The sequence below is a fragment of the Alysiella sp. genome, from assembly GCF_030525755.1.
Lineage (GTDB): Bacteria > Pseudomonadota > Gammaproteobacteria > Burkholderiales > Neisseriaceae > Simonsiella.
This window is the reverse complement of sequence record NZ_JAUNEC010000019.1, coordinates 1-15,422: the sequence shown is the minus strand read 5'-3', so window position 1 is coordinate 15,422 and position 15,422 is coordinate 1. Positions and strand designations below refer to the sequence as shown.

Sequence of the window (15,422 nt, the reverse complement as noted above, 5' to 3'; positions counted from 1 at the left end):
TATTCTATCAATAAATTGCCAAAGGGCAGGTATAAAATCCACCCTATATCTGGTTCAATAATGGGTTTTGCAAAGGTTCTATGCTGCCTTACACAGTATACGACAACCCCTAAACCCCAAACTTGCCCAGTTTTCAAATTGGACACCGCAGCAACTGTATTTTTAACTCTGTTGGGTAAAAATACGCTGCTACGGAAGACTTGGCAAATCTGTATCTTTCAGGCAGCTCAAAAATTTTTGTCATGTATTGGAATGCTGCCTGAAAAACGCTGGGGTTTTCAGACAGCCTATTGGTGTTTCAGCTATAATGGCGTTTTTGTTGATTTTTGCTGTTTCATGTCCCTGCGCCAACATTTTGTTCGCAAAATTGAAAAACACTGGCAACACGTTTATACGCCCAGTGCTACTTTACCTGCACATATTGTGGATTGTCCTGAATGCGCTTGTCGCGTGCATTTGCCCAAATTGCGACAAGGACAAGATGCGGCTTGTCCACGTTGTCATCATCACTTGGTACACATTGAACCCGAAGCCTACGCAACAGTTTTGGCTTGCGCCTTTGCCGCACTAATTTTGATGCTTTTGGTTTACAGCCAGCCTTTTGCCAACATTCAAATGCAAAGTGTTTATTCGCCACTCACTTTACCCGCTATGTTGCATAATTTACTGGCGGATAACTGGGGTTTTCTCGGTTTGGTAATGTTTGCGCTGACATTTGGTAGCCCTGTTTTGTTTTTATGGGTAACGATTTATGTGTACACGGGTTTAGTCTGGCAGCAAAATCGCCCTTTCTTATTGCATGCCATACGTTTGATTACGCGTTTGCGACAATGGATTATGATTGATGTGTTTTTCATCTCCATGTTGGTCGCCTACATCAAAATTCGTTCTGTAGCAGAAATCACTTTGGGTGCCGCTTTTTGGTTAATGCCTTTTTTAATTTTGCTTTTATTGCGTACTGCTGTTGCCATATCGCCCCATTGGCTTTATTACCAAATTCATCGCAGAGGCAAAACGCCCCTGTTTCAGGCAGCCTCTGATACCGTTTGTTGTTCACGTTGCCTGTATTTTCGCCCCCAAAACGAAACATTTTGTGGTGTGTGTGGCTCTGAACTGTTTAACCGCCGCCCACACAGTTTGTATGTGTCGTTCATGTTTCTGTTGGCAGCCATAATTTTGTATTTTCCTGCAAATTTTTTGACCATCATGATTTCCCAAAATCCCATGACTTTGGAAATCAGCACCATTATGAGCGGCATCATTTATATGTGGCACAAAGGCGACCGTTTGATTGCTACGATTATTTTCAGCGCAAGCATTCTGGTACCCACTTTGAAAATCATCTCCATGCTGATTTTGCTGTATTGTGCACGATTTAAGCCTTTTATCTCGGTAGAAAAACTGTCGCTGCAATACCGTTTAACCGAAGCCGTAGGTCGCTGGTCCATGATAGATATTTTCGTCATCATCATTTTGATGAGCACGTTTTACACACCTTTGGCACGCGTAACGCCTGGGCCAGCTGCCATTTATTTTTGTTTGGTGGTAATTTTAACCATGCTTTCGGCACATTTTTTTGATGTACGTTTGCTATGGGACAAACATCATATGTCCCAAACCGAAACACACACCAAACCCATTTCAACAACATAAAATCCACCCTTTTCAGGCTGCCTGAAACCCAATAAATCATGCAAGTGAAAAACATGAACGAAACAAAAAAAGCCCACATACGCCCCAGTAAAACCTTGTTTTCAACTGTGTGGCTGATACCACTCATTGCCACCATAATTGGAACATGGCTGCTAATAGACAATCTGCGTGCACGCGGACCCGAAATTACTTTGCTAATGGACAATGCCGATGGCATTGAAGCCAACAACACCACCATTCGCGTTTTAAATGTGGAAGTGGGACGCGTCAGCAGCATCAAGCTCAATCCCAAAGGTGATGGCGTGGAAATTACTGCTCAACTGAACCGTCAAAGTATGGACTTAATGCGTAAAGACACACAATTTTGGGTAGTCAAACCACGCATAGACCAAAACGGCGTAACAGGATTAAGCACGCTGCTTTCAGGTTCATACATTTCATTTTCACCAGGTCATAGCACAGAAGAAGAACGCGTGTTTCACGTTGCCGAATTACCACCGATTTCCGCATTAGGTCAAAGTGGCATACGACTCACTTTAAAAGGCAAGAACAGCAAAATGCTAGGTGCAGGCAGCCCTGTATTGTTCCAAAGTCATATTGTGGGTACAGTAGAAACCGCAAAATTCAACCCAGACGACCAAAGCGTGCATTACAGCATTTTCATTCACAGTCCAAACGAAAGCCTGATTAACCGCGCCAGCCGTTTTTGGTTGGACAGTGGCATAGATGTTCGCATGGACGGTGGTGGCATCAGCCTCAAAACCGCACCTGTTTCTGCTCTGTTATCGGGTGCGATTTCCTTTGATAGTCCACCGTATTCACCCACAGCAAACGAAAAAGTCAGCAATGGTGCAGAATTTACCATTTACAACGACCGTGCCCAAATTGAAAACCAAGCAGACGAACGCACACTGTATTACGTTGCCTTCTTCAACACCTCCATACGCGGTTTAGACGTTGGCGCCCCCGTCATCTACAAAGGCATACGAATTGGTAATGTTGCCGATATTGCTTACTTCCAAGATGGCGACCAACAAAATTTATTCCAAAATGGCTACATACCTGTGCGCTTACGTATAGAACCACACTTAATTGAAGGCGAAAACAGCCAACAACGCCACAGCAAAACCCATTGGCAAAACCTGATTCAGGCAGCATTAAATCAAGGTTTAACCGCCACACTTACCAGCAACAACTTGGTTTTGGGCAGCAAACTGATTGAACTTTCCGATACCACGTCCCAAACACCCACACTCAAACCACACGGTACATACCACGGCGACATCGTGATTGCCACACGCAGTGGTGGTTTAGACGAACTGCAAACCCAATTAAACAAATTACTGGATAAATTCAATGCCCTACCATTAGACAAAACCGTAGGCGAACTCAATGGCAGCCTGAAAGAATTAAAAACCACACTCCAATCCGCCAATAAACTGCTTACAGGCAGCCAAACACAGCAACTGCCCACAGAATTGAACCAAACTTTACAAACTTTGCGTCAAACATTACATGGCATATCGCCACAATCGCCCGTTTACCAAGACGCACAAAACACCCTGCAAAGTTTAGAACGCACTTTGAAAGAAGTTGCCCCCCTTATTCAAACCCTAAAAGAAAAACCCAATTCCCTGATTTTCAATTCAGGCAGTCCCGATCCAACACCGAAAGGAAGCCGATGAAACGCCTTATTTTATGGCTCGCAAGCATACTGATTTTAACCGCTTGCAGCAGCACACGCCCTACCCAATATTACCAACTGCCCGATAGTGCATTCAGGCTGCCTGAAAACAAAGTTCAGCCTATTGCCGTAAAAGTTATATTAGCGGAACCCTTAAAAAACAATGGTTTGGTATATCAAACCGATGTACATACCGTGCATTTCGCCCAAAATCATTTGTGGGCAGCACCTTTGGAACACAGTTTGGCAGCGGTCTTTGCCAATAAATTCAACCGTATTGGCAACCACAGCTTTGCTCCAGCCACACATCATTTAAACACAAATGGCACATTGCTGATTTACCTAGACCGTTTTCAAGGACGACACACAGGCGATACTGAAATCAGCGGCTATGCCATATGGCAAAATCAACACCAGCAAAAACCCATTTCACGCCAATCATTTCACGTCATCACCCCTCAAACAGGTGATGGTTATACTGCGATGATTCAAAGTTTAGATAAAGGTTTAAACCAAGTGGTAACACAACTCATTCCTTAAAATGCGCTCCAATCGCAGAAGTAAAAAAGCAATACAAGAGGCGACCATGAGAGCCGTGTATAAAACAATAGTATAGGACATGGGCAACGCCGTAATGCCTATTCAATTCTGCGACCATAACTTTCAGGCAGCCTATTTTGCTTTTCGCTATAATACTGCCTGAAAAAACACAAAGAGGTCTGCTCCAAATGGCTTTTGCTTCCCTATTTACCCTATTAGACGACATTGCCACAGTATTAGATGATGTTGCCCTGATGACCAAAATGGCAACCAAAAAAACAGCTGGTGTGGTTGGCGATGACTTGGCACTCAATGCCAATCAGGTTACAGGCGTTCAAGCCGACCGTGAATTACCAATTGTATGGGCCGTTGCCAAAGGCTCGTTCATCAATAAAGTGATTTTGATACCTTTGGCTTTACTATTAGCGGTTTATGCACCCAAATGGATTACACCTTTATTGATGATAGGTGGTGCCTATTTGTGTTTTGAAGGCGTGGAAAAACTGTTGCACAAAATCCTACATCGCAATGAGCAGCACAGCACCGAAACCAGTCTTCCCGACCATTTAAACAGCGAAAAAGACAAAATCAAAGGGGCAATCCGCACCGATTTTATTTTGTCAGCTGAAATCATCATCATCGCCTTGGGCGTGGTTCAAAACGCCTCTTTAACCGTACAAATCATTTCACTGTCTGCCATAGGCATAGGCATCACGATTGCGGTTTATGGTCTGGTTGCAATAATTGTAAAAGCCGATGACTTTGGTCTATATTTGCTGCAAGCCGATACATTAAGCAAGCGTTTATTAGGACAAACCCTTATCGCTTTCATGCCTTGGTTTATGCGCGCATTAAGCATTGTGGGTACTTTGGCAATGTTTTTGGTTGGTGGTGGCATTTTCATGCACAACGTCCCTTCCCTACACCACATTCAATGGGGTAGCAGCACAATAGAAATGCTGGCAACATTGGTCATCGGCTTATTGATTGGGGGTTTGGCTTGCGCTGTGATTTTGCCTTTGATGAAATGGTTGGCAAAACAAAAACATTGATTTTCAAGCAGCCTCTTTAATACACGTGAAATCAACAACAGAATGCTAACCTTATTTTAGCCTGAAACCCAATTCCCCCTAAAACCATGAACCTGATTACCCGTTATCTGATTGTCCGCTTAACCGTAATGTCCTGTTACACATTACTGGCACTGCTTGCCTTATACAACTTCATTGATTTTCTCGGTGAAGTTGGCAACATTGGCAAAGGCACTTACACACTCTGGACAGCAATACAATTTACCCTAATGCAATCACCTGCACGCGCCTATCAACTGATGCCTCTGGCGACCTTGATTGGTGGTTTAATTGCACTCAATCAACTGTCCAATAATAATGAGTTAGCCGTCATCAAAACCAGCGGCTTATCCAACCGTAAACTCATCAGTATCATACTGAAATTCAGTCTGATTTTTGCCATTGCCACCGTTTTTTTAGGCGAAGGATTAGCACCTCAATTAAGTCGTCGTGCCGATACCATTAAAACCATTGCCAAAACAGGACACATCGCCGCAGCACACTATGGCGTGTGGTTAAAACAAGACAACAACATCATCAATGTCTCATCCATGCTGCCTGATAATACTTTGGTTGGCATCAAAATTTGGCGTTATGATACTGATTTCAAACTGACCGAAGCCCTATCCGCCCAAACTGCCCAAGTAGAACAAGGCAAATGGCTGATGCACAATGTTCAAAGCAGCACCCTTTCAGGCAACCACATTCACACGCAACAAAGCAAACAACGTGATTGGCACACACACATAAACAACAATTTATTGGAAGTTTTATTGGTTTCGCCTGAACAAATGTCGTTTACGGCACTGACAACCTACATCAGCTATCTCAAAAACAATCAACAAAAAACCCTAATGTATGATGTGGCTTGGTGGAACAAACTGATTTATCCGATTGCCACTATGGTTATGTCGCTGGTTGCGCTGGCATTTACCCCCATTTCAGGCAGGCACACCAATATGGGTTTAAAACTGTTTGGTGGTATTTGTTTGGGTTTGTTGTTTTTCTTCACAGGCAAATTGTTTGGTTTCAGCAGCCAACTTTATGGCTTTCCTACTTTTCTGTCTGCCATATTACCTACTGCTTTATTTGCCTTACTTGCTCTGTATTTGATTCGCAAACAAGAAAAACGCTAATGTCAATCAAATACACAGGCTGCCTGAAAACCAATTACCCATTTTCAGGCAGCCTCATTACTGTACTGCATTTCTATTCCAACTCATCAAATAAGGAAACAAAATGTCTGAACCCAACAACATCATTGTCGGACTTTCTGGCGGCGTGGATTCCAGCGTAACAGCTTACTTATTGAAACAGCAAAATAAAAACGTGCGTGGTGTGTTCATGCAAAACTGGGAAGACGATGACAATGACGAATATTGCAGCATCAAACAAGATTCATTTGATGCCATTGCCGTTGCCGATATTTTGGGCATAGACATTGATATTGTGAACTTTGCCGCACAATACAAAGATAGGGTTTTCTCCTATTTTTTACAAGAATATCAAGCAGGCAGAACACCCAACCCCGATGTATTGTGCAATGCCGAAATCAAATTCAAAGCCTTTTTGGATTACGCAATTGCACAAGGGGCAGAAGCGATTGCCACAGGACATTATGCGCGTAAAGAAATACGCAATGGCGTGCATTACCTTCTCAAAGGTTTGGATAACAACAAAGACCAAAGCTATTTTTTATACCGCTTACAACCACACCAATTGGCAAAAGCCCTGTTCCCATTGGGACATTTGGAAAAACCAGAAGTACGCCGCTTGGCAGCCCAAGCCACTTTACCGACAGCCACCAAAAAAGACAGCACAGGCATTTGCTTCATCGGCGAACGCCCCTTTCGCGCTTTTTTACAACAATACTTACCCACCAACAACGGCAAAATGGTTACGCCAGAAGGCAAAATTGTGGGCGAACATCTGGGTTTAATGTTTTACACTTTGGGACAACGCAAAGGTTTAGGCATAGGCGGTGCAGGTGAGCCATGGTTTGTGGCAGGTAAAGATTTGACAAACAATCAACTAATTGTGGTGCAAGGTCATGAACACCCACTTTTGTTCAGCCACAGCCTAAAAATGCAACAATTAAGCTGGACACTGCCTGAAAAACCTGCTGCTGGGCGTTACACTTGCAAAACCCGTTATCGTATGGCTGATGCCGCATGTGAACTGCATTATTTAAGCAATGATGAAGCAGAGTTGATTTTTGATGAGCCACAATGGGCAGTTACGCCAGGACAATCCGCTGTGTTGTATGACAGCGAAATCTGTTTAGGTGGAGGCATCATTACAGAAACCGACAAACCCATTATCAGACCATAATTATGTTTGTCTAGAATAAAAAAATTGACAGTATCATGAAAATATAATGAATCGTGTAATGTGAGACTTGCGCCCACTATTTTCAGGCAGCCTGAAAGCCCCAACGTGTGGCAATTTCAGACTGCCTGAATTTTTTAAGAACCTGTGTTCATAAGATTGATAGATGGATTTCTATCAATCTTATGAACACAGGTTCTAAAATGAAATTATTTTTTGTGTGTCAAAGCCGCTTTCACAAACGCCTCAAACAAGCGATGTCCATCGCGCGGATTGGACGTGAACTCGGGGTGGAATTGGCAAGCGAAAAACCAAGGGTGGTCGGGAATTTCAATCGTTTCCACCAAACGCTCGCGCCCCACCGACACACCACCGATTTTCAAACCAGCCTGTTCCAGTTGTGGCAGATAATGGTTGTTCACTTCATAGCGGTGGCGATGGCGTTCGCGGATTTGCGTTGCGGCATAAATTTTGGCGGCTAAACTGTTTTCAGTCAGCTCCACCTGTTGTGCGCCCAAGCGCATGGTGCCGCCCAAATCGGCGTTTTCATCGCGTTTTTCCACGCTGCCATCTGCCGTTTGCCATTCGTCAATCAGGGCAACAACAGGGTGTGGCGTTTTCACATCAAATTCGGTGGAATTGGCGTTGCTCAAATTGGCTTTGTTGCGCGCGTATTCAATCAGCGCAATTTGCATACCCAAGCAAATGCCCAAGTATGGCACTTTGTTTTCACGCGCGAATTTGGCTGCCGCAATTTTGCCTTCCACACCGCGCGAACCAAATCCACCTGGGACGAGAATCGCGTCAAAATCTTTCAGGCAGCCTGTACCGTCTTTTTCAATGTTTTCGCTGTCAATGTAAGTAATGTTCACATCGGTTTGCGTGTGAATGCCTGCGTGTTTCAAGGCTTCGGTAAGCGATTTGTACGATTCGGTCAAATCCACATATTTGCCGACCATCGCAATTTTCACGGTGTGTTTGGGATTGTTGATGGCGTGAACGATTTTTTTCCACGCGGTCAAATCGGCTTGTTGCACATTCAGTTGCAATTGTTCGCAAATGATGTTGTCAATGCCTTGATTGTGCAGCATTTCGGGGATTTCATAAATGCTGCCTGCGTCATAACTGCCCACCACGGCGCGTTCGTCCACATTGCAAAATAAGGCGATTTTGCGGCGTTCATCATCAGGCAGCAATCTGTCCATGCGGCAGATGAGGATATCGGGTTGCAAGCCAATGCTCAACATTTCTTTTACGGTGTGTTGCGTGGGTTTGGTTTTGATTTCGCCAGCCGCCGCAATGTATGGCACATAGCTCAAATGCACAAACAGCGTGTTGGCACGACCCAGTTGCGAACGCATTTGGCGAATCGCTTCCAAAAATGGCAAGGATTCAATGTCGCCCACCGTGCCGCCAATTTCCACAATCGCCACGTCTTTGCCCGTTGCGCCATCGTGAATGCGGCGTTTGATTTCATCTGTGATGTGCGGAATGACTTGCACCGTACCACCCAAATAATCGCCACGTCTTTCTTTGGCAATCACGTTTTCGTAAACTTGCCCTGCGGAAAAGCTGTTTTTGCGCGACAAGGTGGCGTTGATGAAACGCTCATAATGCCCCAAATCCAAATCGGTTTCGGCACCGTCATCGGTAACAAACACTTCGCCGTGTTGAAATGGACTCATGGTACCGGGGTCAACATTGATGTAGGGGTCAAGTTTCAGCATGGTTACGTTTAAACCACGCGATTCCAAAATTGCCGCAATAGAAGCGGCGGCAATGCCTTTACCAAGTGATGAGACAACGCCGCCAGTTACGAAAATGAATTTTGTCATGATTGAAAAACCTGTGTTGGAATGCGTGATTTTAACGTAAATGCCACAAAAGAAAAAGTGCCTGAAAATTAAGCTGCCTGAAAACAATAATTTTCTTAATAAGATAATCTATTGTTTAAAAATAAATTTTCAAACAACTCACAATACTTACTGAATATTAAAGGTTTTTAAACCATGATTTCAAAATGTGTTTGCGGTACAATCTGCAACACATTTTTAGAGAGAATACAACCATGTCCTGCGAACATTTGGAGATGCAATACAGCACCTTCTCAAAAAAAGCCAATAATGCCTTGCTTGAACCCATGTTTTTTGGTCAAAGTGTTAATGTGGCACGTTACGACCAACAACGCTATGAAATTTTTGAAAAGCTGATTGAAAAACAGCTTTCATTTTTTTGGCGACCTGAAGAAATTGATGTTTCACGAGACCGTATTGATTACGCAAACCTGCCTGAACATGAAAAACACATTTTCATCAGTAATTTAAAATACCAAACTTTATTGGATTCCATTCAAGGTCGCAGTCCCAATATTGCCCTACTGCCTTTGGTTTCTATTCCTGAATTGGAAACATGGATTGAAACATGGTCATTCTCCGAAACCATACATTCACGCAGCTACACTCACATCATTCGCAATATTGTAAATGACCCCAGCTTGGTATTTGACGACATTGTACAAAATGAGTACATCATCGCACGCGCCGAAGACATTGCCTGTTATTACGACGACCTGATTGAATATACCCAATACTACAATCTTCTGGGTGAGGGACGACATCAAATTGGCAATAAAATTGTCACCATTTCTTTGCGCGAACTAAAGAAAAAACTGTATTTATGTTTAATGTGCGTCAACGTGTTGGAGGCCATTCGTTTTTACGTTTCTTTTGCCTGTTCGTTTGCCTTTGCTGAACGTGAACTAATGGAAGGCAACGCCAAAATCATTAAACTGATTGCGCGTGATGAAGCCTTGCATTTAACCAGCACACAACACATGCTCAACATCATGCGCAGCGGTGCAGACGACCCCGAAATGAAACAAATCGCCGAAGAATTGCACGATGAATGTTTTGCTTTATTCCAAAAAGCCGCTGAACAAGAAAAAGAATGGGCAGCTTATTTGTTTAAAGACGGTAGCATGATTGGTTTAAATAAAGACATTTTAAGCCAATACGTTGAATACATTACCAATCACCGTATGCTTGCAGTTGGACTACCCGCTGCTTTCCCCCACGCCAACCAAAACCCAATTCCTTGGATTAACGCATGGCTATCCAGCGACAATGTACAAGTTGCGCCCCAAGAAGTTGAAATCTCATCTTATTTAATTGGTCAAATTGATGCCGAAGTCAATGCCGATGATTTAGGTGATTTTGAGTTATAATCTGAAAAACACAGGCTGCCTGAAAACCGATTTCACGCTTTCAGGCAGCCTCAATAACTGAATTTCTCATGCCACACATTACCACCGACAGCAAAACCTTTCCTTTACGTGAAAATGAAACACTACTGGAAGCATTGGAACGCACAGGACACGAAATTGAATACCAATGTCGCAGTGGTTATTGCGGTTCATGTCGCGTTAAATTACGTTCAGGCAGCGTCAGCTATGATGAAATGCCTATGGCTTTCTTGATGCCCGATGACATTTTGCCTTGCTGCTGCCGTGTCAAAGAAGACATTGCCATTGCAGTTAAAATGCGTTACACAAAACAAAATACAGAATTGCCCCTATTTAATGACGACCCATAAACACCTTTCAAGCAGCCTACAACACACAAGGTTACATTGCCCGAATACCGTTTTTCACTTACAATCCCCATCTCAATTTTCCATACATCTATCCCATGCAAACCACCCCAGCCAACATACTTTACCGCAGACTTTTTGGCTATTTACGCCGTTATTTTGGCATTTTCAGCATTTCCATTATCTCCATGATTGTCGTGGCGATAACCATGCCCTTATTTGCGCGTTTAATTAAACCTTTGATTGACGAAGGTTTCACAGGGCAAAACATTGAAATGATAACGTGGTTGCCATTGGCGATTGTCGGTTTATTTATCGTACATGGCGTGTTCAATTTTCTCAATGCCTACACCAACAGCTATATTGCAGGACATTTGGTGCAAACCTTACGCCAAGAATTGTTCAACAAACTTTTAAGATTACCCAATGATTATTATCTGCACAACAACAGTGGTCGCATCATCAACCGCATTTTAGGCGATGCCGCACAAATTACCGATGCAGGTTTCAATGTACTCACTGTCTTATTCAAAGATGGCATCAGCGTATTTGCTCTCATGATTTACCTATTCTATTTGGATTGGAAATTAACGCTGATTACTTTGGTAACCTTACCCATAGTTGGCTTATGTGTGCGCTTGGTCAGCAAACGCTTACGCAAACTGTCCAGCGAAAGTCAAAAACTCGGTGGTCATATGCTGCAAACGCTGTCTGAAAGTGTCAATGGCAATCGTGTCATCAAAATTTACGGTGGCGAAGAACGCGAAATCAGCCGTTTTAAACGTTTTTCCGAAGAAGTCCGTCGCAATGGCATCAAACAAACCGCTGCCAGTTCTGCCAGTTCTGCCATTACAGTATTGCTGGTATCCTGCGCCCTGTCTCTCATTTTGTATTTAGCTGCACATCGCGCTCAAAACAGCACATTCAGTGCAGGCGATTTCATGTCATTTTTAACCGCCATGATTATGATGTTTGACCCCATCAAACGCCTAACAGGTGTCATCAATTCCTTGCAGCGCGGTCTAGCAGCAGCTGAAAGTGTTTTTGACTTTCTTGATGAACCAGAAGAACCCGATTGGGGTACGCAAATGCTGCCTGAAAATACAGGCGACATTACTTTTCACAATGTGGTACATCGTTATGAAGACACAGAACGCAACAGCTTAAATGACATCAGCTTTACCGTACCACAAGGCAAAGTTTACGCATTGGTCGGCGCATCAGGCTGTGGTAAAACCACATTGGTTAATCTATTGCCACGTTTTTTCAGCCCCATTTCAGGCAGCATCAGCATCGGTGGCACAGACATTCAACAATACCGCATGGCATCATTGCGTGAACGCATCGCTATTGTCAGCCAAGATGTGGTATTGTTCAATGGCAGCATCGCTGAAAACATCGCCTATGGCGCACAATCCAAAGCCAACGAAGCCGAAATCATCGCTGCCGCACAAGCTGCCAACGCATGGGAGTTCATACAAAAACTGCCTCAAGGCTTAAACACACAAATCGGCGAAAACGGTGCCAAATTATCGGGCGGACAACGCCAACGCATCGCCATCGCCCGGGCCCTATTGAAAAATGCCCCCATTTTGATTTTGGACGAAGCCACCAGCGCATTAGACAATGAGTCAGAAAGACTGGTTCAGGCAGCATTGGAAAACCTGATGCAAAATCGCACCACCATTGTCATTGCCCACAGATTGTCTACCATTGAAAATGCCGACCAAATTGTGGTCATGCATGAAGGTAAAATTGTGGAACAAGGTACACACACAACATTACTTTCAAAACATGGACGTTATGCCGATTTACATAACTTACAATTTAAAGAATAACTCTTTCAGGCAGCCTGCCCCTAATCCCTTTCATTTTTATTAGCAAGGAAAGCCAAATGGCCGCATTCAATACCCAAAAAGTTCTGTCGGTACACCACTGGACCGATGCCTATTTTTCATTTACCTGTACACGCGATGAAAGTTTACGCTTTGAAAACGGTCAATTCGTCATGATTGGTTTAATGGTAGATGGCAAACCCCTGATGCGAGCATACAGCGTTGCCAGTGCCAACTGGGAAGAACATTTGGAATTTTTTAGCATCAAAGTACAAAATGGACCTTTAACCAGCCGTTTACAACACCTAAAAGTAGGCGATAACATTTTAATCAGCAAAAAACCAACTGGTACCTTGATTGCCAGCGATTTAAACGAAGGCGGCAAACACCTTTATTTGCTTTCAACAGGAACAGGTCTCGCACCATTTTTGAGTGTCACCAAAGACCCCGATATTTATGAGCAATTTGAAAAAGTGATTTTGGTTCACGGTGTACGCCATAAAACCGATTTAGCATACTACGACCATTTCACACAAAACTTACCCAATCACGAATTTTTGGGTGAAATGGTGCGCGAAAAATTGATTTACTATCCCGTTGTGTCACGTGAACCTTTTAAACATCAAGGTCGTTTAACTGATTTACTCAAATCAGGAAAAATCTTTGAAGATATTGGTTTACCACCCATCAATCCCAAAGATGACCGTGCCATGCTCTGTGGTAGTATGCCCATGAATGCCGATACATCCGCCATTTTGAATGAATTTGGCTTGGTTGCCTCTCCCAAAACAGGTGTGCGCGGCGATTATTTGATTGAACGCGCATTTGTAGAACAATAATCCATATTAAGGCTGCCTAAAACTTTTCAGGCAGCCACTTATGCAACAAAAAGGCAATATCCATCATGAAACCCATTTACACAGCAATCAAATTCATCATTTTGATTTTCTTCTTGATTTTGGCACTCATCAACACACAACGTGTCCCATTTTCCTATCTTCCCAGCCAACAAGTGGAATGGCCTTTGATTGTGGTCTTATTTTTGGCATTCATCATTGGGGCTGCCTTTGGTATTTTTGCCATGTTTGGTCGTTTGATTCGTTTACGCAACGAAAACAGCCGTTTGCGTAACGAAGTCAATAAATCAGCACGTCTTGGCACACAAGACATCAGTGCACCTATTCAAGCAAACCAACACAACAAAACCCAATCTTAAAATGGAAACCAGTATGGAAAACCTAACCATTTGGTTATTACTCATTCCCATTATTTTGCTGCCTGTCTTTTTCGGTATGGGTTGGTATGCAGCACGCGTGGACATGAAACACGTTTTAAAAAATGCTAAAAGCATACCCACAGGATTTTATGGCAGCTTAGATGCATTAGTAGACAAAAATACCAGTAAAGCAGCACGCAATTTAGCCGAAATCATTGAACAACAAGAAAGTTCTTATGAATTAAGTCTGACTTTGGGGAAACTGTATCGTCAACGTGGCGAAAACGACAAAGCCATCTCTCTACATAAAACATTGCTCAATTTACCCGATACCGTTGGTGAAAAACGCACCAAAATATTATATGAATTGGGTTTAGACTATCAAAGCGCAGGCTTGGTAGACAGAGCCGAACACATTTTTTTAGAACTACAAAATGGTAATTTAGCAAAAGAAGCCAACGAAGTTCTACTCAACATCTATCAACAAGACCGAGATTGGGAAAAAGCCATTGCAACCGCCAAACTATTGGCACACGATGAACAAACCTATCAATTTGAAATCGCACAATTTCATTGTGAAATAGCACAAACTTATCTGTTTCACAACAATTTTGATGCCGCATGCACCTCCATTCAAGCAGCCTTAAATGCCAACCGAAAATGCACCCGTGCCAACATGATTTTGGGCGACATTAAACAAAAACAAGGTAACTTTCAGGCAGCCATTGAAACCTATACCGCCATTGAAAAACAAAACCATGCTTATTTAAGCATGGTAGGAGAAAAATTATACGATGCTTACGATGCATTAGGTCGCAGTAAAGATGGTTTAAATGTACTTATCGGTTACGCCAAAACTTTTGTACAACTGGATTTACACAATGTCATTTACGAAAAATCACTACTTTTATATGGCGAAGAAAAAGCTACTCAAATCATATTGGATATTGTGCGAATCAAACCCGATTTAAATGGTATGTATCGCTTATTGGGCTTACAAATGTCCGATTTACACCCACAATGGAAAGCTGATGCTGATATGATGCGTGGTGTATTGGCACGACAATTACAAAAATCACAAATGTATCGCTGTCGCAACTGCCATTTCAAATCACAAGTATTCTTCTGGCATTGTCCAGCTTGCAATAAATGGGAAACCTTTACCCCAAATAAAATTGAAGTCTAAATCTAATTATACTTTTTCAGGCTGCCTGGAACCCCAAATCAATTTCAGGCAGCCTCAATCTTAATTTCCATTTAAATCATGTTACAAACAGCCCAAATCATTAGCAGCTACGGTCGCCGATACACAATACGCACAGAAAATCAACATATCTATGATGCCACGACACGCAGCAAACGTACTGATTATGCTTGTGGTGATTTTGTTCAAGTACAAATTCTCAACCAAGAACAAGCCGTAATTGAAAAACATCTACCTCGTCAAAGCCTACTTTACCGCCAAGATGCTCATAAATCCAAACTCATTGCAGCCAACGTTAGCCAAC

Annotated in this window: 13 protein-coding genes and 1 pseudogene; 13 read left to right on the top strand and 1 reads right to left on the bottom strand. The window is 42.9% G+C overall.

Translation table 11 applies throughout. From position 1 onward, the window contains the following. The first annotated feature begins 336 nt into the window (after positions 1 to 336). From Q4B82_RS05050 to mnmA, 6 genes are all read left to right on the top strand, one after another. A complete protein-coding gene (locus Q4B82_RS05050; protein ID WP_303065340.1) occupies positions 337 to 1,653 on the top strand; it encodes a paraquat-inducible protein A in 1,317 nt (438 codons plus the stop codon). Positions 1,654 to 1,706: 53 nt separating this feature from the next. Beyond that, entirely contained in the window at positions 1,707 to 3,338 is a 1,632-nt protein-coding gene (gene pqiB / locus Q4B82_RS05045) for an intermembrane transport protein PqiB (protein WP_303065339.1), read from the top strand. Continuing rightward, positions 3,335 to 3,877, top strand: a complete 543-nt coding sequence (locus Q4B82_RS05040) for a membrane integrity-associated transporter subunit PqiC (RefSeq protein WP_303065338.1) — start codon at positions 3,335 to 3,337, stop codon at positions 3,875 to 3,877. Before pqiB ends, Q4B82_RS05040 begins: the two co-directional genes overlap by 4 nt. A 188-nt stretch (positions 3,878 to 4,065) precedes the next feature. Continuing rightward, on the top strand, positions 4,066 to 4,929 hold the full coding sequence (locus Q4B82_RS05035) for a DUF808 domain-containing protein (protein WP_303065337.1): 864 nt from the start codon (positions 4,066 to 4,068) through the stop codon (positions 4,927 to 4,929). Positions 4,930 to 5,015: 86 nt separating this feature from the next. Then, on the top strand, positions 5,016 to 6,083 hold the full coding sequence (gene lptG / locus Q4B82_RS05030) for an LPS export ABC transporter permease LptG (protein ID WP_303065336.1): 1,068 nt from the start codon (positions 5,016 to 5,018) through the stop codon (positions 6,081 to 6,083). Positions 6,084 to 6,186: 103 nt separating this feature from the next. Then, positions 6,187 to 7,278, top strand: a complete 1,092-nt coding sequence (mnmA, locus tag Q4B82_RS05025; protein ID WP_303065335.1) for a tRNA 2-thiouridine(34) synthase MnmA — start codon at positions 6,187 to 6,189, stop codon at positions 7,276 to 7,278. A gap of 206 nt (positions 7,279 to 7,484) precedes the next feature. On the opposite strand, the gene Q4B82_RS05020 is transcribed toward mnmA, so the two are convergent. After that, complete coding sequence (locus Q4B82_RS05020) at positions 7,485 to 9,110, bottom strand: CTP synthase (protein WP_303065334.1); 1,626 nt, start codon at positions 9,108 to 9,110, stop codon at positions 7,485 to 7,487. A gap of 254 nt (positions 9,111 to 9,364) precedes the next feature. Between Q4B82_RS05020 and nrdB the strand changes: the two genes are divergently transcribed. From nrdB to Q4B82_RS04985, 7 genes and pseudogenes are all read left to right on the top strand, one after another. Further along, positions 9,365 to 10,498, top strand: coding sequence for a class Ia ribonucleoside-diphosphate reductase subunit beta (gene nrdB, locus Q4B82_RS05015; protein ID WP_303065352.1), 1,134 nt, complete (start codon positions 9,365 to 9,367; stop codon positions 10,496 to 10,498). 68 nt (positions 10,499 to 10,566) lie between these two features. After that, complete coding sequence (gene yfaE / locus Q4B82_RS05010; RefSeq protein ID WP_303065333.1) at positions 10,567 to 10,866, top strand: class I ribonucleotide reductase maintenance protein YfaE; 300 nt, start codon at positions 10,567 to 10,569, stop codon at positions 10,864 to 10,866. A gap of 95 nt (positions 10,867 to 10,961) precedes the next feature. Further along, entirely contained in the window at positions 10,962 to 12,701 is a 1,740-nt protein-coding gene (gene msbA, locus Q4B82_RS05005) for a lipid A export permease/ATP-binding protein MsbA (protein WP_303065332.1), read from the top strand. Positions 12,702 to 12,757: 56 nt separating this feature from the next. Further along, entirely contained in the window at positions 12,758 to 13,537 is a 780-nt protein-coding gene (locus Q4B82_RS05000) for a ferredoxin--NADP reductase (protein WP_303065331.1), read from the top strand. Between the two features lie 65 nt (positions 13,538 to 13,602). Then, positions 13,603 to 13,914: a lipopolysaccharide assembly LapA domain-containing protein gene (locus tag Q4B82_RS04995; protein WP_303065330.1), complete on the top strand. Its 312-nt coding sequence runs from the start codon at positions 13,603 to 13,605 to the stop codon at positions 13,912 to 13,914. A gap of 13 nt (positions 13,915 to 13,927) precedes the next feature. Next, complete coding sequence (gene lapB, locus Q4B82_RS04990; RefSeq protein ID WP_303065329.1) at positions 13,928 to 15,100, top strand: lipopolysaccharide assembly protein LapB; 1,173 nt, start codon at positions 13,928 to 13,930, stop codon at positions 15,098 to 15,100. 78 nt (positions 15,101 to 15,178) lie between these two features. Further along, positions 15,179 to 15,422 (top strand): annotated as a pseudogene (locus Q4B82_RS04985) (ribosome small subunit-dependent GTPase); the annotation flags it as partial.

Bases quoted from the DNA above. Each gene is read 5' to 3' on its own strand.
- Q4B82_RS05050 (WP_303065340.1), top strand. From the start codon at position 337: ATGTCCCTGCGCCAACATTTTGTTCGCAAAATTGAAAAACACTGGCAA.
- pqiB (WP_303065339.1), top strand. From the start codon at position 1,707: ATGAACGAAACAAAAAAAGCCCACATACGCCCCAGTAAAACCTTGTTT.
- Q4B82_RS05040 (WP_303065338.1), top strand. From the start codon at position 3,335: ATGAAACGCCTTATTTTATGGCTCGCAAGCATACTGATTTTAACCGCT.
- Q4B82_RS05035 (WP_303065337.1), top strand. From the start codon at position 4,066: ATGGCTTTTGCTTCCCTATTTACCCTATTAGACGACATTGCCACAGTA.
- lptG (WP_303065336.1), top strand. From the start codon at position 5,016: ATGAACCTGATTACCCGTTATCTGATTGTCCGCTTAACCGTAATGTCC.
- mnmA (WP_303065335.1), top strand. From the start codon at position 6,187: ATGTCTGAACCCAACAACATCATTGTCGGACTTTCTGGCGGCGTGGAT.
- Q4B82_RS05020 (WP_303065334.1), bottom strand. From the start codon at position 9,110: ATGACAAAATTCATTTTCGTAACTGGCGGCGTTGTCTCATCACTTGGT.
- nrdB (WP_303065352.1), top strand. From the start codon at position 9,365: ATGCAATACAGCACCTTCTCAAAAAAAGCCAATAATGCCTTGCTTGAA.
- yfaE (WP_303065333.1), top strand. From the start codon at position 10,567: ATGCCACACATTACCACCGACAGCAAAACCTTTCCTTTACGTGAAAAT.
- msbA (WP_303065332.1), top strand. From the start codon at position 10,962: ATGCAAACCACCCCAGCCAACATACTTTACCGCAGACTTTTTGGCTAT.
- Q4B82_RS05000 (WP_303065331.1), top strand. From the start codon at position 12,758: ATGGCCGCATTCAATACCCAAAAAGTTCTGTCGGTACACCACTGGACC.
- Q4B82_RS04995 (WP_303065330.1), top strand. From the start codon at position 13,603: ATGAAACCCATTTACACAGCAATCAAATTCATCATTTTGATTTTCTTC.
- lapB (WP_303065329.1), top strand. From the start codon at position 13,928: ATGGAAAACCTAACCATTTGGTTATTACTCATTCCCATTATTTTGCTG.